General features: G+C 45.0%; 23 protein-coding genes. All 23 read right to left on the bottom strand.

Translation table 11 applies throughout. The annotated features are described in order from the left end of the window. Nucleotides 1–5: 5 nt before the first annotated feature. The 23 genes from DXD06_RS00310 to DXD06_RS00195 all read right to left on the bottom strand — a co-directional run bounded on the left by DXD06_RS00310 (nucleotide 6) and on the right by DXD06_RS00195 (nucleotide 23080). Entirely contained in the window at nucleotides 6–527 is a 522-nt protein-coding gene (locus DXD06_RS00310) for a flagellar basal body-associated FliL family protein (RefSeq protein ID WP_117830242.1), read from the bottom strand. 12 nt (nucleotides 528–539) lie between these two features. Further along, nucleotides 540–1370 carry an OmpA/MotB family protein gene (locus DXD06_RS00305; RefSeq protein WP_117830239.1) on the bottom strand — a complete coding sequence of 277 codons (831 nt, stop codon included), beginning with the start codon at nucleotides 1368–1370 and terminating at the stop codon, nucleotides 540–542. Beyond that, nucleotides 1370–2170: a motility protein A gene (locus DXD06_RS00300; RefSeq protein ID WP_117830237.1), complete on the bottom strand. Its 801-nt coding sequence runs from the start codon at nucleotides 2168–2170 to the stop codon at nucleotides 1370–1372. Before DXD06_RS00300 ends, DXD06_RS00305 begins: the two co-directional genes overlap by 1 nt. A 191-nt stretch (nucleotides 2171–2361) precedes the next feature. Beyond that, on the bottom strand, nucleotides 2362–3858 hold the full coding sequence (locus tag DXD06_RS00290) for a flagellar hook protein FlgE (RefSeq protein WP_117830233.1): 1497 nt from the start codon (nucleotides 3856–3858) through the stop codon (nucleotides 2362–2364). An 82-nt stretch (nucleotides 3859–3940) separates the two neighbouring features. Next, nucleotides 3941–4321, bottom strand: coding sequence for a TIGR02530 family flagellar biosynthesis protein (locus tag DXD06_RS00285; protein ID WP_117830231.1), 381 nt, complete (start codon nucleotides 4319–4321; stop codon nucleotides 3941–3943). 17 nt (nucleotides 4322–4338) lie between these two features. Next, the gene (locus tag DXD06_RS00280) at nucleotides 4339–5151 is read right to left on the bottom strand and encodes a flagellar hook capping FlgD N-terminal domain-containing protein (protein ID WP_117830229.1); all 813 of its coding nucleotides are present in this window, start codon (nucleotides 5149–5151) and stop codon (nucleotides 4339–4341) included. 12 nt (nucleotides 5152–5163) lie between these two features. Further along, a complete protein-coding gene (locus DXD06_RS00275) occupies nucleotides 5164–6678 on the bottom strand; it encodes a flagellar hook-length control protein FliK (protein ID WP_117830227.1) in 1515 nt (504 codons plus the stop codon). A 33-nt stretch (nucleotides 6679–6711) separates the two neighbouring features. After that, entirely contained in the window at nucleotides 6712–7587 is an 876-nt protein-coding gene (locus DXD06_RS00270) for a MotE family protein (RefSeq protein WP_117830225.1), read from the bottom strand. Between the two features lies 1 nt (nucleotide 7588). After that, nucleotides 7589–8041, bottom strand: a complete 453-nt coding sequence (gene fliJ / locus DXD06_RS00265; protein WP_022046694.1) for a flagellar export protein FliJ — start codon at nucleotides 8039–8041, stop codon at nucleotides 7589–7591. A 20-nt stretch (nucleotides 8042–8061) separates the two neighbouring features. Further along, the gene (gene fliI / locus DXD06_RS00260; protein ID WP_022046695.1) at nucleotides 8062–9372 is read right to left on the bottom strand and encodes a flagellar protein export ATPase FliI; all 1311 of its coding nucleotides are present in this window, start codon (nucleotides 9370–9372) and stop codon (nucleotides 8062–8064) included. Between the two features lie 13 nt (nucleotides 9373–9385). Further along, nucleotides 9386–10207, bottom strand: a complete 822-nt coding sequence (locus DXD06_RS00255; RefSeq protein ID WP_158569448.1) for a FliH/SctL family protein — start codon at nucleotides 10205–10207, stop codon at nucleotides 9386–9388. After that, entirely contained in the window at nucleotides 10200–11207 is a 1008-nt protein-coding gene (gene fliG / locus DXD06_RS00250) for a flagellar motor switch protein FliG (protein ID WP_022046697.1), read from the bottom strand. The genes DXD06_RS00255 and fliG overlap by 8 nt, the downstream gene beginning before the upstream one ends. Nucleotides 11208–11210: 3 nt before the next feature. Beyond that, on the bottom strand, nucleotides 11211–12836 hold the full coding sequence (locus DXD06_RS00245) for a flagellar M-ring protein FliF C-terminal domain-containing protein (protein WP_117830220.1): 1626 nt from the start codon (nucleotides 12834–12836) through the stop codon (nucleotides 11211–11213). An 18-nt stretch (nucleotides 12837–12854) separates the two neighbouring features. After that, nucleotides 12855–13166 (bottom strand): flagellar hook-basal body complex protein FliE, encoded by a 312-nt coding sequence (fliE, locus tag DXD06_RS00240; RefSeq protein WP_022046699.1) that lies wholly within the window; start codon nucleotides 13164–13166, stop codon nucleotides 12855–12857. A 33-nt stretch (nucleotides 13167–13199) separates the two neighbouring features. After that, entirely contained in the window at nucleotides 13200–13646 is a 447-nt protein-coding gene (flgC, locus tag DXD06_RS00235; RefSeq protein ID WP_022046700.1) for a flagellar basal body rod protein FlgC, read from the bottom strand. Between the two features lie 13 nt (nucleotides 13647–13659). Further along, nucleotides 13660–14049 carry a flagellar basal body rod protein FlgB gene (flgB, locus tag DXD06_RS00230; RefSeq protein WP_022046701.1) on the bottom strand — a complete coding sequence of 130 codons (390 nt, stop codon included), beginning with the start codon at nucleotides 14047–14049 and terminating at the stop codon, nucleotides 13660–13662. 151 nt (nucleotides 14050–14200) lie between these two features. Continuing rightward, nucleotides 14201–14980, bottom strand: a complete 780-nt coding sequence (gene codY / locus DXD06_RS00225) for a GTP-sensing pleiotropic transcriptional regulator CodY (protein ID WP_117830217.1) — start codon at nucleotides 14978–14980, stop codon at nucleotides 14201–14203. A gap of 83 nt (nucleotides 14981–15063) precedes the next feature. Continuing rightward, complete coding sequence (gene topA, locus DXD06_RS00220) at nucleotides 15064–17142, bottom strand: type I DNA topoisomerase (protein WP_117830215.1); 2079 nt, start codon at nucleotides 17140–17142, stop codon at nucleotides 15064–15066. Nucleotides 17143–17161: 19 nt separating this feature from the next. Further along, nucleotides 17162–18241, bottom strand: coding sequence for a DNA-processing protein DprA (gene dprA / locus DXD06_RS00215; RefSeq protein ID WP_117830213.1), 1080 nt, complete (start codon nucleotides 18239–18241; stop codon nucleotides 17162–17164). Next, the gene (locus tag DXD06_RS00210) at nucleotides 18238–19770 is read right to left on the bottom strand and encodes a YifB family Mg chelatase-like AAA ATPase (RefSeq protein WP_117830211.1); all 1533 of its coding nucleotides are present in this window, start codon (nucleotides 19768–19770) and stop codon (nucleotides 18238–18240) included. Before DXD06_RS00210 ends, dprA begins: the two co-directional genes overlap by 4 nt. 96 nt (nucleotides 19771–19866) lie before the next feature. Continuing rightward, complete coding sequence (gene sigK, locus DXD06_RS00205; RefSeq protein ID WP_022046706.1) at nucleotides 19867–20490, bottom strand: RNA polymerase sporulation sigma factor SigK; 624 nt, start codon at nucleotides 20488–20490, stop codon at nucleotides 19867–19869. A gap of 66 nt (nucleotides 20491–20556) precedes the next feature. Then, nucleotides 20557–21171, bottom strand: a complete 615-nt coding sequence (locus DXD06_RS00200) for a DUF5662 family protein (protein WP_117830209.1) — start codon at nucleotides 21169–21171, stop codon at nucleotides 20557–20559. Further along, nucleotides 21164–23080 (bottom strand): alpha-amylase family glycosyl hydrolase, encoded by a 1917-nt coding sequence (locus DXD06_RS00195; RefSeq protein WP_158569447.1) that lies wholly within the window; start codon nucleotides 23078–23080, stop codon nucleotides 21164–21166. Before DXD06_RS00195 ends, DXD06_RS00200 begins: the two co-directional genes overlap by 8 nt. Nucleotides 23081–23112 lie beyond the last annotated feature (32 nt).

The raw sequence follows: 23112 nt of genomic DNA, 5'->3' as shown, positions 1-23112 counted from the left end.
AAATCCTATTGTGCTGTCAGTTTGGAGAAGTTTACTCCGATCACATAATCTTTGCCGAATAAATTCTGCATATCTTCAAGGATCGTGTCCTTAATTACATCTGAATTCTGGTTAAACTGCTCAAATGTATATCCGCTTACCACTTTGATAATATCATCTTTGATTGTATCATCCTGATTTGTCAGGAAATCCTGTGTGTATTTCTTGTAATTATCGCTCTTCTTGTTCAGAACAAGTGATACATTCAGTACTGCATAATGAGTCTTTCCATCTTTTCCTTCTGCAAGGTTTGTTGTCAGGTCTTCCCCTGTGCTGACTTTATAAATTTCCTGATCATCAATGGAAACATTGCTGGTTCCGGTAGCCGCACCACTGTTTAAATCCAGATCAATTGCGGAACACACTTTTTCGATCAGGGTGTTCGCTTTTTTTGTCTCCGGTAATACCGAAAACATCAAAAGTGCTGTCAAAACAAAATTTGCAAATACAAGTGCCAGAATGACAACTGAAATTAAATTCTTCTTCATTGCTTACTCCTCTTAGTTATTTTCTTTCACATCTGAATTGAATGAGTTATAAATTTTTATCTCTACGCGTCGGTTTTGTGCACGCCCCTCTGCCGTACTGTTGTCAGCAACCGGTATGTAATCTCCTCTTCCCGCAAACTTAATGTACTTGGGATTTAAGTTTTTATTTTTTCTGAGCTGATCCGTGACAGCAAGTGCACGGTACACCGAAAGAACCTCGTTATTTTCATATTTTGCAGAATAGCGGATCGGAACATTATCGGTATGTCCTTCTACCTCTATCACATTCTTGTTATATTTTTCAAGAATCTTTCCAAGCTTGTTTACAATCGGGACTGCCTGTTTAACGAGATCAGCCTTACCGGATGCAAACAAAATAGAACCATTCAGATTCAGTTTTACATACTCTGCATTGAAATCCACATCCACCTTTCCGGACAGCTGTGAATTATCAAGTTCCTGTTGGATTTCATCTGCCATCTTTTCAGATTCCGCAAGTTCCTGCTGTTCGTACTGTTCCTGTGCAGACAGTTTGCCATCTGTCTGCTCATCGGTATTCTCTGCTTTGGAATTTGCCATCTCATTGTAGTAGGAATCCAGAAATTCCAGCTGGCGGACACCGGCAGAAATCATCTCTCCCTCTCCAATGCTTGTGCCGCCGGTCGGAAGGATGCTGATGGCGTTCTGCAGTGATGCAACAACCGCCTCTAACTTGTCAGTATCTACTGTCGACATGGAAAACAATAGTACGAAGAAGCAGAGCAAAAGATTCATCAGATCCGAGAAAGTATTCATCCATGCCGGCGCTCCTTTTGGCGGATCTTCCTGTTTCTTTTTTGCCACTACTCTTCACCTCCTCCGCCGTTTTCAAGAACACCCTCTCTTACAGACGGTGAAAGGAATGACTTTAATTTTTCCTCAATAACGCGTGGATTTTCTCCTGCCTGAATGGACAACAAACCTTCAATGGTGATCTGACGGTTTACCACTTCCATATCATTGTTTACGGAAAGTTTTCCGGCAATCGGGGTACATAACCAGTTTGCAATCAGAGAACCGTACAGTGTCGTAACCAGTGCTACAGACATCTGTGGTCCGATCGCAGACGGATCGGAAAGTTTATTTAACATGGCGATCAGTCCGAGCAGGGTACCAATCATACCCCAGGCAGGACCCATCTCGCCCCATTTTTCCCAAAACTTAATCACATCCTTGTGACGGGTTTCCAGACACATCATATCCGTTTCCAGAATCCCACGGACCAGCTCCGGATCGGTACCATCTACTACAAGCATGATTCCTTTTTTCAGGAATTCGTCTTCAATTCCGTTTGCAGCTTCTTCAAGTGCAAGCAGACCTTCTTTTCTTCCGACATTTGACATGTCAATAATTGTCCGGATGGTCTGTGACGGATCATATGTTTTATCCTTGAACGGGAGTGAAATTGACTTGAATCCGTTGATTCCATCTGCAAGTTTGAAACACCCGAGTGTACTGCAGATTGATCCGCCAAACGTGATAACAACCGACGCTGGATCAATGTACATCTGCATCGCAGTGATGTCAAAACTGTTACTACTGAGGACGCCAAAGATAACCATGGCAATTCCGCCGATAATTGAAAGCAGTGATGCTATATCCATGAACTACACCTTCCATTTTCTAAAATTAGGAATTCCGATGGATCTTCCGACAAAATCCATCAAAATACCCTTTTATATGATTTTACTAAACTTTCTCTCTCTTGTCTACTTCCTTTTTGTTAAAAAGGGTGTAAAATCACAAAAAAATGTTGGGAAACAGTCAAAAAACCATTTCCCAACTATTTTTCAAACTATCTCTTTAAGTTGATTAATTCTTCCAATAATGTGTCGGAAACTGTGATAACACGCGAATTTGCCTGAAATCCACGCTGCGTAATGATCATATCGGTAAACTGTCCAGAAAGGTCAACGTTTGACATTTCCAGCTGTCCGGAATTGATCTTGCTTCCATCCGCATCCACAGCTACACCCACACCATCAAACTCGCCGGAGTTTAAGGTTGTCTGATAGCAGTTATCACCAATTTTTTCAAGACCGGAAGCATTGGCAAACTGTGCCACTGCGATCTGTCCGAGAAGTTCGGTGTTACCATTGTCATAGCTTGCATAAATCTTACCGCTCTGGTCTACGGCAAGTCCGATCATTGCACCATTCTTCTTACCGGTTTCTTTTCCGACAGAAGTTCCTTTTTCTACTTTCAGTGTTGACTTTCCGCCATGGCCTACATTGGTGGAAGTAGAAAAATCTACATTGATGTCCTTAAAATTGGATGTCTGTTTTGTACCATCTGCATTATTTGTTGTAAACTTTGTTCCAAGAGCAGAAAGTTTTAAGGACTGCGCTGTTACTGCATTCGCACCAGCTGCTGGCACTGCTCCGTCTGCGCTGATATTTACAAATGTACCTTTATTGGCATCGTATTTCATATAATAGCCCTTTGGTGCATTTGTCGCCGTATCATCTGCCTTTCCGTCAGCCCCCCAGATTTCATCTAACTTTTTTCGTTTTGCATCATCTGACAGTGCTTTCCCGGCATCATCCGTAATAATGGACTTACCATCGGAATCAAGAATATCCGTCAGGCTGATAAAATAGTTATTTCCAGCACCAAGCCCGTTCGCTTTCGGTGTCGATACCGCAAACTTTGCTGTATAAGAATATCCCAGATCATCATAAAATCCAAGAGTCATAACATAGCCGTCTTTTCCGGTGACATCGGTATCTTGCTTATCCAGAATTCCATGCACATGAGCCTTTGTCGTTGCCTCCGGAGCGGATGTCGTGTTGGACGGTGACATCACCTGCAAGGGAGAAACCGTATCTTTGTGGATCTCACCTGTCGTTTTGTCTACCTGCCATCCCTGTACCGTATATCCGGTAGAACTCATACACAGATAGCCGTTTCCATCTACATAGAACGAACCTGCACGGGTAAACATGGTATTTGTTCCATCGCTGACAATAAAGAAGTTTGTGGTCTGGCTGTCGCTGAGTTTTAAATCAAACGGGTTTCCGGTTGTCTCGGAAGAACCTGCCCCGGTAATATTGATCATGGTAGATGCCGTGCTTACACCAAGACCAACCTGCTTGGCATTGACACCACCCGTTCCGGTTGACGCATCCCCACCGGATGCGGTGGACATGGTCTGGTACATCAGTTCACTGAATCTTACGTTGGAAGCTTTGAACGCTTCGGTATTTACATTGGCAATATTGTTACCAATTACATCCATTCTCGTCTGGTGTGTCTTAAGACCTGACACAGCAGAGAATAATGATCTCATCATAGTACATTGACCTCCTTAGATGGCAATATGGTTTTGAAATCCTTCTGTCATTCGGGATTCCTGTAACCTCCATAAGGTCCGGTTACATAATAACTGCGCCATCTATATTTGTAAAAGTATTTGATTGTGTTTCCGTCTGATCCATTGCGGTAACAACGGTTTTGCTTGGCACATTCACAATAAAAGCAAGCGAATCTACCAAAACAAGGGTATCCTTAATCCCCTTGGCATGTGCCTGTTCCACTCCGTCTTCGAGTCTGGCATTCTGTTCCTCGGATAGGCTGATATTTCTGCTTTCTAACCGCTGCGAGGCATGCTTTGAAAACTTTAACTGTTGCTGTTGCCGTAAGACATCTTCGAATGAAACATCCGACGTCTTTGACGGACTGGTTACATTTTTCTGTTTTAAATACTGACCGGTTACCTGTTCGATCGACGAAAACTGTTTGCTGATCGGGTTCATCTCTTTTCTCCCCTTTCCTATGCACCTGTTGTCTCGTCACTCTTCTGACCGGAACCATTCTCTGTCTTCGAGTCATCCGTTTTTGTGTCATCGGTCTTGGTATCCGTATCCGTCTTGGTATCATCGGTTTTTGTATCCGTATCTGTTTTGGTATCATCCGTCTTTTTATCGTCTGCGGCATCTTTACCCAGATCTTTGATCTTCTGCTCATACTTTTTAAGTTTTGCAAGATCGTCCTCGCTCACAAAGCGCTTCTGATAATCCGTCATTCCATCATATACCTTGCGGATCTCGCCTATGGCACCGGAAAACTTGGTCGTAATATTTTCAATATCCGGAAGCTGATCCAACATATTTGTGATGGTTTTTGCATATCCTATTGCTTCGTAATATGCACTGTCAGCCACCGTATCGAGTGTATCAATGGAATACAGTTTATTGTTTACACTAAGCATCTGTGATCCGTCTTCCTGATACATGACATAATCTACTTTACCATCTACATAAGAAGTTTTTCCGGTTGTTTCATCCGAAACCTTTAAGATTACATACTTTCCAACCAGATTGTTTGCCATCTCATTTTTCTGTGTATCCTGCATGCCAAGCATTGCCTCTAACTGTGAGAACGTTGCAAGCTGTGCCACATATTCGGTATTGCTGGTAGGTTCAAGTGGATCCTGGTACTGCATTTCCGCACAAAGTAATGTAAGGAACTGGTCGTATCCCATGGTTCCGTTGTTGGACTCATCGCTTTTTTTCGATGTTGTTGTTTTTACTTTTCCGTTTTCCACACTCGCCCAATTCAGTGCGGAAGTTGTCGTATCTGCCATTTTTTCTCCTTTCTATGCGGTTACATCCATGGAGTTTCCATTCTCCCGCATCATCTGTGCCGCAAGAGTTTCTTCTTCTGTCATCAATCCTGACACTCCATCCAGTGAGGAAAGATTTAAATTTCTTCTTCTGCCTCCGGACTGCTCCTGCTGCCGTTCTCCCTGCTGCTTTTCATTCTCCTGGTTCTGTTCCAGATTCTTTTCGAATTCATGGGAAGCAACGGTTACTTCTATGGCGTCAACTTTGACACCTGCCTGATTTAAATTCTGCCGCAGATCTGCCACCTGCGTTTCAAGGGCTGCGCGGACTGCTTCATTAGAAGCTGCCAGCTGTGCATGGATCATGCCTTCTTTCGAAGAAATATTTACATACACTTTCCCGAGATTTTCCGGATTCAGCTGCATCTCCATCGATGAAGTTCCTTGCGAAACATTCACACGGATCTGCTCTGCCACCTGTTCCAGCAACTCCATGGTATCCACAGAAATATACGATGTCTCGGATGTTACATCCGCCGCATGCGCCATCGTCTGTACCCCGGCGGTATCCTGCATCTGCACGGCAGTCTGTGTCTTTGCCACATCAGAGTTGTTCCGGTCTGCCGTCATTTTTTCCGGCTGCGCCGACTTCACCTGATCCCCTGTCTGCGAATCTGCATCTGCATCTCCGGCATCCGTCTGCTGTTCCATCGTCTGTTGTTCTGCTGTCTGCTTTGTCTCCTTTGTCTGTGGCTGCTGTGTGCGTACTTCATCCGATTTTGGTTCTTTCTGAAATACATCCGCCTGTTCATCCATCGGCTGTACCTCATCGGTCTGTGCAAGCTCCGGCATCACATCTGCCGAAACAGTATCTGCTGTTGTCTGCTGTCCTGCCACATCGGTCAATACCTGCATTTCTTCATCGGTCAGAGTTTCCGGTGTCTGCAGAATATCCATCTGCGCAATCAGTTCCTCCATCTGTGCCGGCTGAAGATTTAGTTCATTTGCAAGCTGCCCTCCCAGCTGGTCCATTTGCTGCATCAGCCCCTGAAACTGGTCATTCATCAGTAAATCCATTGGAGAAGTTTCTCCTGTCAGCTGCATTGCAAGCTGTGCAAGTTTTTCCGGATTCAGGAGATCAAAAGCTGTAAGTCCCAGCGACTCCATCATATCTTTTACAGAATCTTCCGAAACACCCAATTGTTCGGCCACCGTCCTGACAACATCGCCCTGGAACTGATCCAGAGTATCTGTCGAATTGTCGATCACGTCTGTGACAACATCTCTGGCTGCCTGACGGATGGTATTATCCTGATACTGATACCGGTCGTAATTATCTGCCGCATTTGTCTGCTGTAATACATTGTTGTTTATTTTTGTATTCACGGACGGCATATTAAAATTTGTAGAGTAGTTACTGCCCATCAGTGAAGCAAACACGCCTGCCGCATCCGGATTTTCAGCTTTTGATCTGCCTTTTGCAGCATTTGCATTTAATACCTGACCCTGCTTTACAGAATTCAAATTAAATACATTTGCACTTGTCAAACACGTTCCTCCTTTCTGTTATTTACAGATTTCCTACTTTTTCTTGGTAGGTTCCATGATCTCTGTCAGCTTCGCCGCAGTCGTTGCATCCATCTTGCCAAGAATATCCGCCCTCTGCTGTGTTCCCATATTCATGAGAATGTCAGCCACAAGCCCCAGATTGTCCGTCATCGTATCAAAGATGCTGGCCGCCTCCTGAGGCTTCATGTTGGAATATGTCTTTGCGTAATCTTCAACCTGACTATCGTAGGTAATCTGTTCAACCACTTGTTTGTATAAGACTTCGGCATTTTCTGGATCAATGCTCTCATAATATGTCTTATACTGCTGTATATCGGGTGCCTGATCGGAAAAAACAACCTCCTCGTAGTATTTTTCCTTCTCCTTTTCAAAGGCAGCCTCATCCTCTTTGTATTTTGAAAGATCCTTGATCTGTGCCTTCAGATCCTTGATCTTTTTTTTGTCATTTTTATTTGTACTGCTGGCTTCATCGAGTTCTTTTTCCAGTTCTTTAATCTGGCTGATGGCCTCGCTTAAAGACCCATACTGATGCTCTGTGCCCTCGGTCTGCTCCACCGTTTCTTCCGGCTGTGGGAGGATTTTATTAACATAAGGGACATCTTTCAAAAGCGGATATAACACCGTTGATCCAAATCCTCCGACATCGGTTTTAATCAAAATTCCTATAATTCCCATCCATATCGCAATGATTAAAATGGTTGTAAGGACAAGAATCAGCCTGCCGCCTCCCTTTTCATCCTCATCTTCTTCCGGTTCCGATGCGTTTCCTTTGGCATTCTTTTTTTCTTTTTTTTCTTTCTTTTCCCGTTTTTTCTTTTCTCTTTGATTTTTTGTGCTGTTTTCCTTTACCGCGTCTTCCTCGTCGACAAGGTTTCTTTCGTCTGCCATATCATTCTCCCTGTTCACCCTTGTTATAGGTATAACTTACAAGTTCATCGATTTCTTTCGTTTCTGCTTCTGCAAGTTCCTGCTTAAATTCTTCAAATGCCTTTTCCCTCAATTTTTCCTGAACCTTTCGTTCCTGCATCACGGTTTTTAAGCGGTTTCTGGCATCTTCCAGTTCTTTTTCCGCCTTGTGGACTTCTACCATCTGTCGTCTGACAATCGTTTTCATGGCATTTACATCTGCCCGCGCATGTTCGACTTCCTGCAGATTTAAATTTCCCTGCATCAGTTTCTTCCAGTGCTGCTCATATCCGACTCTGCGCACCATATATTCCTGCAGAATCTTCTGCTGCTCCAGATATTTCTGGTTTGCCAGGCTGTATGTCATTTTCGCCTGTGTCTCCAGTTTCTGTTTAATGTTCAGTATGTTCTGCATACGATAAACAAATTTTGCCATTTAAAACCTCTGTCCATTGATCAGTCGTCAAACACCTTTTTTAAGAGTTCCACTTCTTCATCAAAAGCAAACTTTTCTTCCGTATCCTGACACAGAAATTCATTTACTTCTTTATTCTTTCGGATTGCATAATCGATATCCGGATTCGATCCGTTTTTGTAGGCTCCGATATTAATCAGATCCTCTGCTTCACTGTATGTGGCAAGCACCTGTTTTAATTTTCCAGCAAGTGCCTTATGTTCCTTTGTTACGATGGAATTCATAACACGGGAAATACTCTGTAAAATATCAATTGCCGGATAATGATTTTTATGTCCCAGCTTACGGTCGAGAACAATATGTCCATCCAGAATGCCCCGCGCCGTATCCGTGATTGGCTCATTAAAATCATCTCCATCTACCAGAACCGTATATAGTCCGGTGATCGATCCTTTTTCATTTGTACCGGCACGTTCCAGAAGTTTTGGCATCTGTGCGTACACACTCGGCGGATACCCTCTGGTAACCGGTGGTTCCCCGGATGCAAGTCCGATTTCTCTTTGTGCCTGGGAAAATCGTGTCATGGAATCCATCATAAGCAGTACATCTTTTCCCTGATCACGGAAATATTCCGCCACAGCCGTTGCAGTCTTTGCACACTTATTACGGATCAGTGCCGGTTTATCTGACGTTGCGACCACGACAACAGACCGTGCCATTCCCTCCGGACCAAGGTCACGTTCAATAAATTCCCGGACCTCCCTACCGCGCTCACCGATCAGTGCGATTACATTGATGTCTGCCTTCGTATTTCTTGCAAACATGCCAAGCAGGGTACTTTTCCCGACACCGGAACCGGCAAACACACCGATACGCTGTCCTTTTCCAACCGTAATCAGTCCGTCCACCGCTTTTACGCCAAGCGGCAGTACCTCGCTGATAATCCGGCGATCCATCGGATCCGGCGGCGTATTTTCCAACGGATAATACGAACCGTGAATTTCTTCCGTTCCATCCGTCATGCGTCCGATTCCATCCAGCGTATGCCCAAGCAGTTCTTCTCCAACCAGAACTGACAGGGGATGTCCGGTATTTTCCACAATGCATCCGGTTCCAACCCCTTCCACGCTGTCAACCGGCATCAGTATCAGTCTGGAATCCTGAAAACCGACCACTTCCGCGATAACATATTCCTCTTCCTTCTCGTTCGGGTAAATTTTACACAAATCTCCCATACGTGCCTTTGGTCCGACAGATTCAATGGTAAGACCTACTACCTTGACTACTTTTCCATAACTCTTATAATACTGGCGGTCCATCAGCTGTAAATACTTTTCCGCTTCTTTAACCAAATTCGTCTCCCGTTTATACCAGTGAACGTATATCCTTCAGCAGTGCAGACAACTGTGTGTCTACCCCACAGTCAACCACGCCATACGGTGTTTCTATTTTGCACTGTCCATCCGATAATTTATTATCCTTTACAAATTCAATGGCAACATCTTTTCCTACAATATCCTGCATCTGTGCAAGATGTTCTTTAAGGATTCCCTCATCGCTCCGGTTCGTGTGAATCCGTATTTTATCTCCCGGGTCAATGTCAAGTAATGCTCCATTTACCAGCTGAAGTAAAAGTTCACGTTTCTCTTCAAACTGAATCTTAAACACTTTATCAAATACCTGAATCACAGCGTCCACAATGTCTTTTTCCATCACCGACATTTTTTCATGATACTGTTCTTCCAGTTGTTTTTTCTGTGCATGAAGAGACTCCATCGCCTTCTCATGTTCCCTGTTTAATTCTTCTTCCCGGCATCTGGCACCCTCTTCGTATCCGAGTTTCTTTTGTTCTTCATACAGGGTACGGGCTTTTTCTTCCGCTTCCCCACGGATACGTTCTGCATCTTCTTTTGCCGTGGAAGTAATCTCATCTGCCTCCACAGCTGCCTTTTCAAGTGCTTCCCTGCGCAGGGCTTCCACATCAATCTGCACGGCTTTTGCCTGAATCCCCTGCGAGAAACCAGCCGATGCATTCTCCTGTCCGTCCCCTGCTGATACATCTACCTGTTCCGGAGCCTGTTCCTGTTGCAGTTCTTTTAATTTCTGGCGTACCCCGTCATTGGAATTGATAATTCTTGTACCAGTTCCCGAACTGACGACATAACATTGTTTCAGTAAATTAGACAACGATATCGTCACCTCCGCCACGTGAAATTACAATCTCTCCGGCATCTTCGAGCTTACGGATCACAGCAACAATCTTCTGCTGTGCCTCCTCAACATCCTTCATACGAACAGGACCCATAAAGTCCATATCCTCCTTGATCATTGCAGCCAGACGTTTTGACAGGTTCTTGTAGATCACATTCTGTACTTCTTCCGTTGTATTCTTAAGCGCAAGCTCCAGATCTGCATTTTCCACATCACGCAGCACACGCTGGATCGCACGGTCGTCGAGCAGAAGAATATCCTCGAACACGAACATCTTTTTGCGGATCTCGTCTGCAAGTTCCGGCTCTTCGATTTCCAGGGATTCCATAATATGTTTCTCTGTTCCACGGTCGACACTGTTCAAAATGCCAACAATTGCATCAATACCACCAACGATGGTGTAATCCTGATTTACAAGAGATGCAAGTTTCCGCTCCAGTACGCGTTCTACCTCCTTGATCACATCCGGAGAAGTACGATCCATAGTTGCAATACGTTTTGCAACATCAGCCTGTTTTTCCGGTGGCAGAGCTCCCAGTACCTGGGACGCCTGTGCCGGAGCCAGATACGAAAGGATCATCGCAATCGTCTGCGGATGTTCATCCTGTATAAAGTTCAGCAGCTGTGCCGGATCTGTCTTTCGGATAAATTCGAACGGACGAACCTGAAGAGATGCTGTAAGTTTTGCAATAACTCCCTGTGCCTTGTCGTTTCCGAGTGCTTTTTCCAGAAGTTCTTTTGCGTATCCGATACCGCCTTCCGCAATATACTGCTGTGCGAGGCATACCTGATAAAACTCTTCCAGCACTTCCTCCTTGGTCTGTGGCGATACGCTTCTTGTATTCGCTATTTCCAGCGTTAATTCTTCAATCTCATCTTCCTTTAAATGTTTGAAAATGGTTGCCGCCTTTTCCGGTCCCAGCGTAATCAAAAGAATCGCTGCTTTCTGTACTCCAGTATATGAGTCGTTGTTCATAAATTACTCCCAATCGTCATTTAACCAGTTGCGAAGCAGAAGTGCTGCCGCATCCGGATTTTCATCCACAAATTTTTCAATAAGTTTCCGGGTTTCTGATTTTTCCGAATACCCGATATCTTCCAGATTTTCATCGTCTTTATCTGAAGTAGCCGCCAGCAGGGCATCGACAGACAGTTCCGGCTCCGGCTCTTCCACTTTCTGTTTTCTGGTACTGCGGAATACAACATACCCCAGCAACGCAAAAATCAGCACCGCAAGCAGAATCTGTAAAATGTCGGTGAGTCCGAATCCCTTCTTCTGGGATTCCACAAACTGCGGTCTCTCATAACACACCAGTTTGATTGCACTAGACTGAATTCCGGTAGCTTTTGCGATAAGGTCAATTTCATCCTGCGTTGCATCCACCTGTACCGGATCACTGTGTGCGCTCTTAAACTTTTCAAACGTTGTCCCTTTCAGCTGCCCGGAATCTTTCAATTCGTCCTCATCATAAACAACCCAGCGTGTGGCAGTCACGGCAATGGAACTGTTATCATAGTTGATCGCTCCACCGTTTGAAATAGTTTTTATAATTTCCTCATTCGGCGAATATTTTTTATCCACATCCGACACGGAAGATTCTGTAATCTCGCCATCCGGTGTCACATAGGTTGGCGTATCATCATTGGAATCCGTTCCCGGAGTTGCAGCCTGTCCACCTTTTGCCTCTGAATTATACTCAGAGCTTTCTGTCAGTTCTCCCTGATCCTGTCCATCATTGTGTGAATAATTGTGAACCGCCTTTTCCACCTTAGACATATCAATATCAAGGTTCGGTGCAACCTGCACGTCCGAATACATACCGGACTTGACCATTACATCCTTGATACCATTGACCACGGAATTCTTAATGCGGTCTTTGATGTCCAGACTGTCGGAAACAACCGTGGCATCATCATCCTGGTCTGCTCCCGAAAACAAGATTTTGGATGTCTTCTGATCCAGAATGGTAATCTTGTCTGTCGAATCATTTCCAAGGGCGGTTGCCACAAGGCGCGCCACCGAATACGCCTGATCCGAATCCATAGAACCATTCAGGGCAAGCGAAACGCTGGCAGAACTTTCCTGCATCCGCGAAATCAGTGTACCGTCATCGTCCGGAATATCCAGTGTGACCTTTGCGGAATCAATCAGGTCATTCGCAGCAAGCACATTCTCCAGTTTATCTTCCATATAGCTTTTGGCAAGTTTCTGTTTATCTGCCTCCGTGGTAGAAAAGCTTCCGTCGATATAATCCTTGATGTTCGGATCTGACAGGTCAAATCCCGTTGTATCAATATTATTGGATCCCAAAAGCCAGTTTGCCTTGTTCTCATCTTTTTTGTTTACTTCAAAATGTGTGGTATCCGTTACCTTATAATCAATATCACCTTCGCCGTCTAACAGATCTTTTACCTGACTGGCTTCTTTTGCGTTCTGGCAGTCAATCAGTGTTGTATAACTCGGTCTTGATACAACAACTCCCAGTATCACCAGCGCAAGGATCACCACTGCGGTAAGGCTGATCAGCAGCATTCTTTGTTTATTGGAAAATTTTTTCCACCACTCAACCACACGGTCAAGGATTTTCTGTAACTGTTCTGGCATGTTTTCGTTCCTCACTTACTAGATTGACATCTGCATAATCTCTTTGTATCCGTCAATCAGTTTATCCCGCACTGCAACCGTATACTGCAGTGCTACATTTGCTTTCGTCTCTGCAATCAGCAGATCATGTGGATTTTCGGCTTCCCCAAGTGCGAACCGTACTTCTTCCGACTCCGCGGTATTTTGCAGGTCATTGGTTTCATCTACTGATTTCATTGCTGTCGAAAGCACCGCGCTGAAACTGTCATCGTCCCCCGGAACAAGTGCCTCTTTTTTTGCGAATGTATTCAGATAGTCAGAAGAAACTCCAGACAATTGTGTGATATCCATGCTTTTGTCCTCTCTCGTAAAACTTACTTTTTATTATTGTTTTCCTATGGAAAGTCCCGTGGTTGCCATACTCTTTGTGGCATCAAATGCAGTCGCATTTGCTTCATATGCACGGGTAGAATCGATCAGATTGGTCATTTCCGTGACCGTGTTTACATTTGGATAGGATACATATCCGTCCGCATCCGCATCCGGATTGGAAGGATCATATTCTTTCACGAAATCTGTTTCCGTATCTTCCTTTACGGAAGTTACTTTTACACCGTTTCCGATTGCCGGATTCTGCGATGCAGTTGCGTAATATTGGGAAAACGGGGTAACTTTCCGTTCTGCAAAATTTACAATTTTGCGTCGGTACGGACCGCCACTCTCTGTCGATGTTGTATTTACATTTGCAATGTTCTCCGCAATGATATCGGTACGAAACCGTTCTGCGGTCATGCCTGACGCGCTGATATTAAACGCCTGAAATAAAGCCATTTATCTTTCCCCCTTACTTAATCACGGAACGCATACGGTCAAACTGTCCGTTAATTCCGGCTGTAATTCCCTGATAGCGGATCTGTTCGGATGCCAGCTCCACTTCTTCTGTGTCAATATCTACATTACTTCCATCCAGCCGATAGGAGTAATTGGAACTGTCCACATAAACCGATGGATTCAGTCTGGAAAGATCCACGTCTTTCATTTTTGAATCCAGGGACTCATGCTTGCAGCGGCCCAGTTCTGTTTTTAATGTATTTTCAAAATTTAAGTCTTTTCTCTTATATCCCGGAGTGTTTACATTTGCAATATTGTTAGTCAGAATGTTCTCCCTGCTCCAGCTCGCATCGGCAGCTTTATCCAGAACATTCACATAATTGAAAGCATCTGTACTTAGCAATTTTGTGCCTCCTTATCTAGTATTCCCAATTATCGTATCACACTAATTATAGTATAAATCAAGCAAAATACAAGTAGTTTTTTACATAAAATGACAAAAAAGGACTTATATTTACATACAAGTCCTTTTGCTGTCCTCTCGGTTTCCTCCTTTATTTTGCATTTTTTCTTTTCAGTTCTGCAAGTTCATCGAAAACCACATCATTAACAACCTTTATGTAAGTTCCTTTCATGCCGGAAGAACGCGATTCGATCACGCCCGCACTCTCAAACTTACGAAGTGCATTTACAATCACGGAACGGGTAATTCCCACGCGATCCGCAATTCTGCTTGCAACAAGAATTCCCTCATTGCCATCCAGTTCATCAAAAATGTGGGTGATTGCCTCAAGTTCCGAGAAAGAAAGTGTGCTGATCGCAGATTTTACGATTGCAACCTTTCTCGCTTCCTCTGCACTCTCTTCGTTTACAGAACGCATCATTTCCAGCCCTACCACCGTTGTTCCGTACTCTGTCAGAATAATGTCATCAATGTCATATTCCGTTTCGCACCGGTATTCAAATAAGGTTCCCAGCCGCTCCCCGGCAATGTCAATCGGGGTAATGATGGCCCGGTACTTTTTGGATTCATCTCCGAATCCGAGTGTTTCCAGATTTACGTTCTCTTTTGTGGAAAGGATTCCCAGAAGACGCTCATTGAGTTCTGCATCAATATATCCGCCGACTTCATCCACGATCAGTTCCTGCAGTTCCTCAACCCCTTTGCATACACTGGAACCTAAAACCTTTCCCTTCTTGCTTATTACAAGGATGTTGGAATCAAGAATTTCTGTCAGGACTTCACAGATATCGTTAAATACCACCTTGGACGAATTATTGTTATGAAGCAGTTTATTTATTTTTCTTGTCTTGTCTAGAAGTTGAACACTCATGTTTTTCCTCCTGTCTTTATCACAGATACCATGAGTGTAGCACTATTTATCAGACAATTCAATATTTTTCGAAAAATTTACGACTATTCTGTTTCTTTTTCTTTTGCTTCCGTGTAACCGCAATGTTCATCCGCACATGCAAGCTTGTTTCCTTTTTCTACCATATAGCCTCCACAGCGCGGACATTTCTTTTCTACCGGGCGTCCCCAGCTCATGAAATCACATTCCGGATAATCAATGCATCCATAGTATCTTCTGCCCTTGCGTGTCATTTTGATGACCACGTCTTTTCCGCATTTCGGACATGCGACACCAATCTTTTCATAATATGGCTTGGTATTCCGGCACTCCGGGAATCCCGGACATGCCAGAAACTTTCCATGCGGTCCATACTTGATTACCATATTGCGGCCACACACTTCACAGATTTCATCCGTCACTTCATCTTCAATGGTAATCTTTTCGAGATCTTTTTCCGCGGCCTCCACAGCCTCTTCCAGATCCGGATAAAAATTCGCAACAACCGTCTTCCAGTTTAAATGACCTTCCGCAACACTGTCTAAAAGAGATTCCATATTTGCAGTAAAATGTTCGTCTACAATAGTCGGGAAAGATTCTTTCATAATGGAATTGACAACGGAACCGATCTCTGTCACATAAAGGTTCTTATTTTCCTTTGTGATATAACGTCTGGCAATGATCGTTGTGATGGTCGGGGAATAGGTGCTTGGGCGTCCGATTCCGAGTTCTTCGAGTGTTTTTACCAGCGAAGCTTCCGTATAATGTGCCGGTGGCTGTGTAAAATGCTGCTTCGGATCGAATTCTTCGAGTTTTAATTTTGTATCTTTATCAATCGATTTTAAAAGTACCTGTTTTTCCTGCTTTTCATCATCTGCTTCCGTATAGGCCAGCATAAATCCGTCAAAAGCTACTTTGGAAGTAGAAACGCGGAATGTATAATCTCCCGCTGCAATGTTAACGGTTGTTGTCTCATACTTTGCGTTTGCCATACGGCTTGCGGCAAAGCGTTTCCAGATCAGCTGGTATAAACGGAACTGATCCCGGCTTAACGACTCTTTAATCTCGGACGGAATACGGTTAATATCGGTCGGACGGATCGCTTCGTGCGCATCCTGAATCTTTGCATTGCTCTTCTTGCTTCCTTCTCCGTCAGACAGATATTCCTCTCCGTAGCTTTCGGAAATAAAGGCACGCGCTGCTTCATCCGCCTCTTCCGAAATACGAACGGAATCCGTACGCAGATAAGTGATGATACCGACCGTTCCCTGTCCTTTGATATCCACACCTTCATACAGCTGCTGTGCAATCCGCATCGTCTTCGAGATCGGGAAATTCAGCGCTTTGGAAGCTTCCTGCTGCAAAGTACTGGTTGTAAACGGAAGCGGCGCTTTTTTTGTGCGCTCTCCCTTTTTCATATCGCAGACTTTAAATTCTTTGCCTTTTAATTCCGCAAGCACCTGATTCATCTGTTCCCCGGAAGAAATCTCAAACTTTTCGCCGCCTTTGTCCAGCAGCTTTGCTGTAATCGGTTTTTTCTCACCTTCCGGCAGGAGGCTTGCCTCTAAAGACCAGTACTCCTCCGGAATAAATGCATCAATTTCTTCCTCACGGTCACACACAATCCGTAAAGCAACGGATTGTACACGACCAGCACTCAGCCCTCTTTTTACTTTTGCCCATAACAATGGGCTGATCCGGTAACCAACCATACGGTCCAGCATACGTCTCGCCTGCTGTGCATCAACCAGATCCATATCAATCTCACGCGGTGTCTTTAAGGATGCTTTTACCGCTGTTTTTGTAATTTCGTTAAAACTGATTCTGCTGACATCTTTATCGTCCAGTTTCAACGCCTTGGTTAAATGCCAGGAAATTGCCTCTCCTTCACGGTCCGGGTCAGTTGCGAGATAAATTTTATCCGCTTTCTTTACTTCTTTTCTTAACTTTGCAAGAATCTCTCCCTTTCCACGAATCGTAATATATTTCGGTTCAAAATCATTTTCCGGAGAAAATCCGAGCTGACTCTTCGGAAGATCTCTCACATGCCCGTTACTTGCCATGACCTCATAATTTTTTCCCAGAAATTTTTTAATCGTCTTCACCTTTGCCGGTGACTCCACGATTACCAGATACTTTGCCATTTGGTGCTCCTTATATCATCTAAATTGTTTTTATATAATAATTCGGAATGGTCTCCTGAATGAACCCTTTCTGTTCCAGCCTCTCTAAAACCGGCAGAATTTCTACCAGACCATAGGGACTTTTTTCGATCAGGGTTCCAAGACCCACCGGATAAAAATCTAATAAAGCATACACCAACGATTCGTCTTTTTCAAGAAGATTTTTTCTAAAGTCTATTTGTGTCGTTATATTTTGGGGCTGTAATTGCAGTTCCTGCAGGAAATCTTCCACACTTACAAAAATGCCGGCGCCCTGCTGGATCAGATGGTTGGTTCCTTCGCTCAGGGCATCCGTAACTCTCCCGGGAAGGGCATACACTTCCTTTCCCTGTTCCATGGCATAGTCCGCAGTAATCAGCGATCCGCTCTTTTTTCTTGCCTCCATCACAATCACGTAATCCGCAAGTCCGGCTATGATACGGTTTCTTTGCGGAAAATATCCCGGCAGCGGCGGTGTGCCCGGCGGATATTCCGACAAAATGCCTCCCCGATCCTGCATTTTTTCATATAAATACCGGTTTCTTTTCGGATAACACACATCCACGCCACAGCCTAGTACCGCATAGGTATCCCCGTTTTCTTCCAGTGCTCCGCTATGCGCATCAGCATCAATCCCCATCGCCATGCCGCTGATGATATCCATCCGGTTCTGCGCAAGTGCCCTCGCCAGTTTCCCCGTAATCAGGCTTCCATAGGCACTTCTTGTCCGCGCCCCGACAATTGCCACACTCTTTCGTGTTTCTTCTGGCAGCCTGCCAATATAATACAGCGCATAAGGTGTTGCAGAAATCCGGCGGAGCTTTTGCGGGTACCGCGCTTCTTCCACGCAGACAAAACCGATTCCTTCCCCCTGCAGTTTTCCCCAGTGCTCCTGTACATCCCAGTGCCGTCTGGATTGTGTGATTTTTTCCACATCCTTTTCATCCAGAACCCGGATTTTTTTCATTTGGGACTCCTGCAATGCATACAGTTCTTCCGCACCGATCCCTTCTGTCATAAGCCCCGTCAGTTTATGTACGGTCAGTCCGGTATTTGCAAGCCAGTACGCATACATACTCATTCTTCCATACCTCCCCAGAATTTATCCCCGATACTCCGGTAACACACAGCTTCTGTCAGATCACAGACACGGATGTTTTCCGCCTTTTGTGTATCGGCAATTGTTCGTGCCACCCGGAGAATTTTATGGTAGGTGCGCGCAGTAAGTGACAGTTTATGGAACATGTTTTCCATATACCGCTGTTCCTTTTCCCCCAGCTTACAGAACTGGTTTAATTTTGCTGCCGGAATTCCACTGTTATGGGAAAAGATTTCATCTTTAAACCGGAAAATCTGGCGTTCCTGACACTCGCACACCCGGTCCCGGATGATCTTTGAACTCTCATTATTACCGTTTCCCGTCAGTTCTTCATACGTAACCATCGGCGCTTCCACACAAAGATCCATGCGGTCAATCAGCGGCTGGGAAATCCGGTCAAAATACCGCTGCAGGGATGCCTGTGTGCATCTGCACCGATTCCGGTCCGGATAATATCCGCAATTGCATGGATTCATAGATGCCAGAAGTAAAAAATCCGATGGATAGGTCACACTGCCGACCGCGCGCGTCAAATGAATCTGATGTTCCTCCAACGGTTGACGCAGCACTTCCATCGTTGATTTGGAAAATTCCGGGAGTTCATCCAGAAAAAGCACACCATGATGTGCCAGTGAAATCTCTCCCGGCCGGATACTTCGTCCACCGCCGGCAAGCCCTGCCATGCTGACCGTATGATGCGGACTGCGAAACGGTCGTTCCTGCAACAGTGTCCGGGAGTCTGCCAGCAGACCGCAGACACTGTATATTTTTGAAACCTCCAGCTGCTCTTTTTTTGTAAGTGGCGGCAGGATTGTAGCCATTCGCTCGGAGATCATGGTTTTTCCGGCTCCCGGCGGCCCGACCATAAGCATATTGTGCATTCCGGACGCTGCGATTTCCGCTGCCCGTTTCAAAAACTGCTGCCCGTTTACTTCGGAAAAATCCGGCACCCCATGGGATCTGTTCTGCCGCCGGCCTGCATATGCAGGCTCTTTATAACCGCCATCCTGCAGATAGCCGATCACCGATTCCAATGCAGGAAATCCGCAGACATCCGCCCCCTGCACCAGACGGCTTTCCATAAGATTATCCGCCGGAACAACAAATTTATGAATTCCTTCCTTTACTCCATCCGAAACCATCGGCAGAATTCCCCGGACCGGCAGTAACTGTCCACTTAAATTCAACTCCCCGGAAAAAATCGTGTCCGCGCACTTCTCCGGTTTTACCAGCCCCATGGCAACCAGCAGTGCAACCGCAATCGGCAGGTCAAATCCGGTTCCGGTTTTCCTTATATTTGCCGGAGAAAGATTTACGGTAATCCGCTTTGCAGGCAGAAGAATTCCGCAATTGTGAAGCGCCGTACGCACTCGTTCCTTCGCCTCCCGCACCTCCGGAGAAAGATATCCTACCATATCAAACACCGGCATTCCCATGCTGATATCCACCTCTACCTGTACCGGCATTGCGCAGATTCCATCCAGCATGGATGTCCTGATTTGGCTATACATATTCACCTCATTCCAACAAATGGGAATTTTGCACAGACACATGCATGAAAAAAGATGCATTTACCTTATCATAAAATGCATCTTTTTGCAACGACTTTATTCGCTTATCACTTTTTTAAGTTTTTCCAGTGCTCTCTTTTCAATCCTGGAAACATAGGAACGGGAAATTCCAAGTGCCCGCGCGATTTCTCTCTGGGTCAGTTCCTGATTTCCTCCGATTCCATATCTTCGCCGAATGATAAATGCTTCTCTCTCGCTTAACACATCATTCATAAAGGTACAGATTTTTTTCATCTGCTCCCTTTTTGTCACTTCATCTGCTACATTTTTATCATGAAACTCCAGCACATCAACAAGCTGAATCTGGTTTCCTTCTTTGTCTGTACCAATCGGTTCAAACATAGAAACTTCTTTGCGCTGTTTTTTCTTTGATCGCAGATGCATCAGCAATTCATTGTCCACACACCGGATGGCATACGTTGCAAATTTATTTCCGTATTCCGGCCGGAAACTGTCTACTGCTTTCATCAGTCCGATCGTACCGATGGAAATCAGATCCTCCTGTTCTTCTTCCGAACTGACATATTTTTTTGCGACATGGGCTACCAGGCGCATGTTGTGCAACACCAGTTCTTCCTTTGCCCCTTGCTCGCCGTTTTTTAATCTGCACAGACAGTCTGTTTCCTCTTCCGGTGTCAGGGGAACCAAAAATGTTTTCACACAGCACCTTTTCCAACAGCTTTCTAATATTCTATGTCAGCAGAAGGCATTCTGTGCTTTTCCCTTTTATATTTTTTCTTCCGGTGCCAGTTCCTGTATGCGCCGGATCAGGCTTTCCCTCTCATAAGGAACGTTTCCTTTCAGTACCTCATTCTTTACAAATGCAAATGTTTCCTTCTCCCCCCGCACTGCCAGCATCAGTAAAAGATAGTGGATCAGTGCCTCGGTATCCGGATGGATCAGATAATGCGATCTGCCGTGCATATAGTAATCGAGTGCACTCCGGTTCGTGTATTTGTCTTTCTGGTAGTTTTTGGATGCACTGATCCTGTCAACGAACATTTCCGCCACGTAGCACACCGGCATTTTCATTCCTGCCATCCCCGAATGTTCTTTCCCCGGTTCTTTTGAAATATCATAATCAATCCAGTACTCGAGATGGTGTTTATTGCGTCCTTTGTGATGCAGCCACGCCAGGGAATACCCCTTTTCCTTCCGCTCTGCATTGTTCGGACTCATGGTTCCCTGATAATATTTGCAACCGACCAGAAATTCCGTCGGAGAATATTTTGAAAGATCATGCAGCAGCCCCTGCCTGTATAGTCCGATCTTAAAGCAACCGACAAGCACCAGATTTTTGTGATGTGTAATTGTGCAAAAATGTTTCCATGCATTACCCATGTTTTTTCATCTCCCTGCTCTCCAGCACACAGATGGTCTGTGGCCGGAGAATGATTTTTCCTCCGCTTACGGGCTTTGGTGCGTCCAAAAACGCAGCATCCTCTTCTCCGCTGTCAATACAGACAACCCATTGTTTCCCTTTTCGCGGTTTAGGCAAAGCCAGTTCCGTTGCCGCGGCAAGAAAATTATAGGCGACATAGACATCCGGCTCTTTTTCGTTTTGGGCATAAGCCCCGCAATAAAGCATTCCCAGGCATAGATGATCCGGTGTCGGTTCTAACATCCACGCACTTGTCCCGTGATAGGAAAGATCCGGATACCCCAGCGATTTATAATCCGAAAACTGGAATGGCATCGGATTTGAAAGCACGGTATGTTCTTTTCGAAACGCAATTACCTGCTGCAGAAATTCGATCTGTCTGCGATGAGACTTCTCATTCTTCCAGTTCACCCAGCCGGTGGGATTATCCTGACAGTATGCATTATTATTTCCGTTCTGGGAATTTCCCATCTCATCACCGCTCCACAACAGAGGAACCCCCTGCGCCAGCATAAGCATAAGAACCGCATTTCTCCAGTTTAATTTCCGCAGCGCATTGATATAACGCTTTCTGGTCGGTCCCTCCACGCCGTAATTATTGCTGAAATTCCAGGAACTCCCATCGAGATTCTGCTCTCCATTTTCCTCATTGTGTTTATCGTTGTACATAAACAGATCTGCAAGCGTAAACCCGTTGTTGCTTGCTATATAATTGATATAGCCTAAAAAAGCCCCCTGTTTTCTCTGCTGATCGGCAAAATCACGCATATTTCCATTGATATGGTTTAAGACCTGCCGGATCGGATACTGATACTCCTCTTTGTAAATATACAGATTCGGATATTTCCGGCTTGCCGCACATGCTTTTTCCTCAAAATCCACATAAAAAATCTTGGTACGGCTGAGCATGCCATCCTGCACGATCGCTGTAATGGGCAGATGTTCTCCAAGCAGATGGATTCCGTCCACATGGTATTCCCGCACCCAGTAACGAAGCGCTTCTAAAATCAGATTATGATTCACTTTCTCCGGAAAATACATCTCCATCACACATTCCATGCCGTTTTCATGCAGCCGGTGGATCAGCATCCTGAATTCCCGGGAAGCATGCAGCGGATCGGCAGCATACGATGCCTTCACCGCAAAATAATTTCCGGGCTCATATCCCCAGTAATTCACTTTGCTCGGAGCCTCTTTTATTTCTTCTGCCGGGCGGATCTGATCCGTCTGTTTTTCTTTCCAACGGATATATTCCGGAAGTTTCTGCTGCTTTGGCAGTTCAATTTCCTCAAACTCATATACCGGCATAAGTTCGATCGTTGTCACACCGAGTTTCTTCAGATAGGGAATCCGGTTCATAAGCGCACGAAATGTCCCCGGAACACTTCTGGTACCGGAATCCATCGTAAAACCACGCACATGCAGCTTGTACATAATCATCTGTTCTCTCGGTATTTCCGGACATACATCCTCCCCCCAATCAAACTCCTGCACATCAAATGCCCCATGCACCTCATACTGCTGCCTGCTGCGTGAACTGTCATTCCAGACCTGACGCCCCATGATGGCATGTGCGCACGGATCCATTACCTTTTTTCCATTGATCTCAAAATCGTAAATCAGATGTTCCAGATGCAGATCTGCCACTGCGACAGAGCGCACCGATCCCATGCAGTATTCTGCCGGAACAGCTATCTTTTCTTCTTTTTGGGTCTGTATATCCTTAAGTACCACAAAACAGCTGTCCTCTTTTTCCGCATCAAACGTAAAAGTGGTCCATTCTCCCTGAATCGTCACTCCCGGTTTTGCGTAATCCCCTTCCCTGATCCTTCTATTGTCTGTTCGTTTTTTCGTATCTCGTATTTTCATGTTTTTCATTATACCCTTTTTAAAAAACTTTG

It is taken from the genome of Roseburia sp. TF10-5, assembly GCF_003462365.1.
GTDB classification, from domain to species: Bacteria; Bacillota; Clostridia; order Lachnospirales; family Lachnospiraceae; genus Roseburia; species Roseburia faecis.
Note: the sequence above shows the minus strand (reverse complement) of the source record. Positions and strands in the feature narration are given on the sequence as shown.

What these genes read in the sequence shown, in the direction of transcription:
- DXD06_RS00310 (WP_117830242.1), bottom strand. Translation starts at nt 527, where the DNA reads ATGAAGAAGAATTTAATTTCAGTTGTCATTCTGGCACTTGTATTTGCA.
- DXD06_RS00300 (WP_117830237.1), bottom strand. Translation starts at nt 2,170, where the DNA reads ATGGATATAGCATCACTGCTTTCAATTATCGGCGGAATTGCCATGGTT.
- DXD06_RS00290 (WP_117830233.1), bottom strand. Translation starts at nt 3,858, where the DNA reads ATGATGAGATCATTATTCTCTGCTGTGTCAGGTCTTAAGACACACCAG.
- DXD06_RS00285 (WP_117830231.1), bottom strand. Translation starts at nt 4,321, where the DNA reads ATGAACCCGATCAGCAAACAGTTTTCGTCGATCGAACAGGTAACCGGT.
- DXD06_RS00280 (WP_117830229.1), bottom strand. Translation starts at nt 5,151, where the DNA reads ATGGCAGATACGACAACTTCCGCACTGAATTGGGCGAGTGTGGAAAAC.
- DXD06_RS00270 (WP_117830225.1), bottom strand. Translation starts at nt 7,587, where the DNA reads ATGGCAGACGAAAGAAACCTTGTCGACGAGGAAGACGCGGTAAAGGAA.
- fliJ (WP_022046694.1), bottom strand. Translation starts at nt 8,041, where the DNA reads ATGGCAAAATTTGTTTATCGTATGCAGAACATACTGAACATTAAACAG.
- fliG (WP_022046697.1), bottom strand. Translation starts at nt 11,207, where the DNA reads ATGAACAACGACTCATATACTGGAGTACAGAAAGCAGCGATTCTTTTG.
- DXD06_RS00245 (WP_117830220.1), bottom strand. Translation starts at nt 12,836, where the DNA reads ATGCCAGAACAGTTACAGAAAATCCTTGACCGTGTGGTTGAGTGGTGG.
- fliE (WP_022046699.1), bottom strand. Translation starts at nt 13,166, where the DNA reads ATGGATATCACACAATTGTCTGGAGTTTCTTCTGACTATCTGAATACA.
- flgC (WP_022046700.1), bottom strand. Translation starts at nt 13,646, where the DNA reads ATGGCTTTATTTCAGGCGTTTAATATCAGCGCGTCAGGCATGACCGCA.
- codY (WP_117830217.1), bottom strand. Translation starts at nt 14,980, where the DNA reads ATGAGTGTTCAACTTCTAGACAAGACAAGAAAAATAAATAAACTGCTT.
- topA (WP_117830215.1), bottom strand. Translation starts at nt 17,142, where the DNA reads ATGGCAAAGTATCTGGTAATCGTGGAGTCACCGGCAAAGGTGAAGACG.
- dprA (WP_117830213.1), bottom strand. Translation starts at nt 18,241, where the DNA reads ATGAGTATGTATGCGTACTGGCTTGCAAATACCGGACTGACCGTACAT.
- DXD06_RS00210 (WP_117830211.1), bottom strand. Translation starts at nt 19,770, where the DNA reads ATGTATAGCCAAATCAGGACATCCATGCTGGATGGAATCTGCGCAATG.
- DXD06_RS00200 (WP_117830209.1), bottom strand. Translation starts at nt 21,171, where the DNA reads ATGGGTAATGCATGGAAACATTTTTGCACAATTACACATCACAAAAAT.
- DXD06_RS00195 (WP_158569447.1), bottom strand. Translation starts at nt 23,080, where the DNA reads ATGAAAATACGAGATACGAAAAAACGAACAGACAATAGAAGGATCAGG.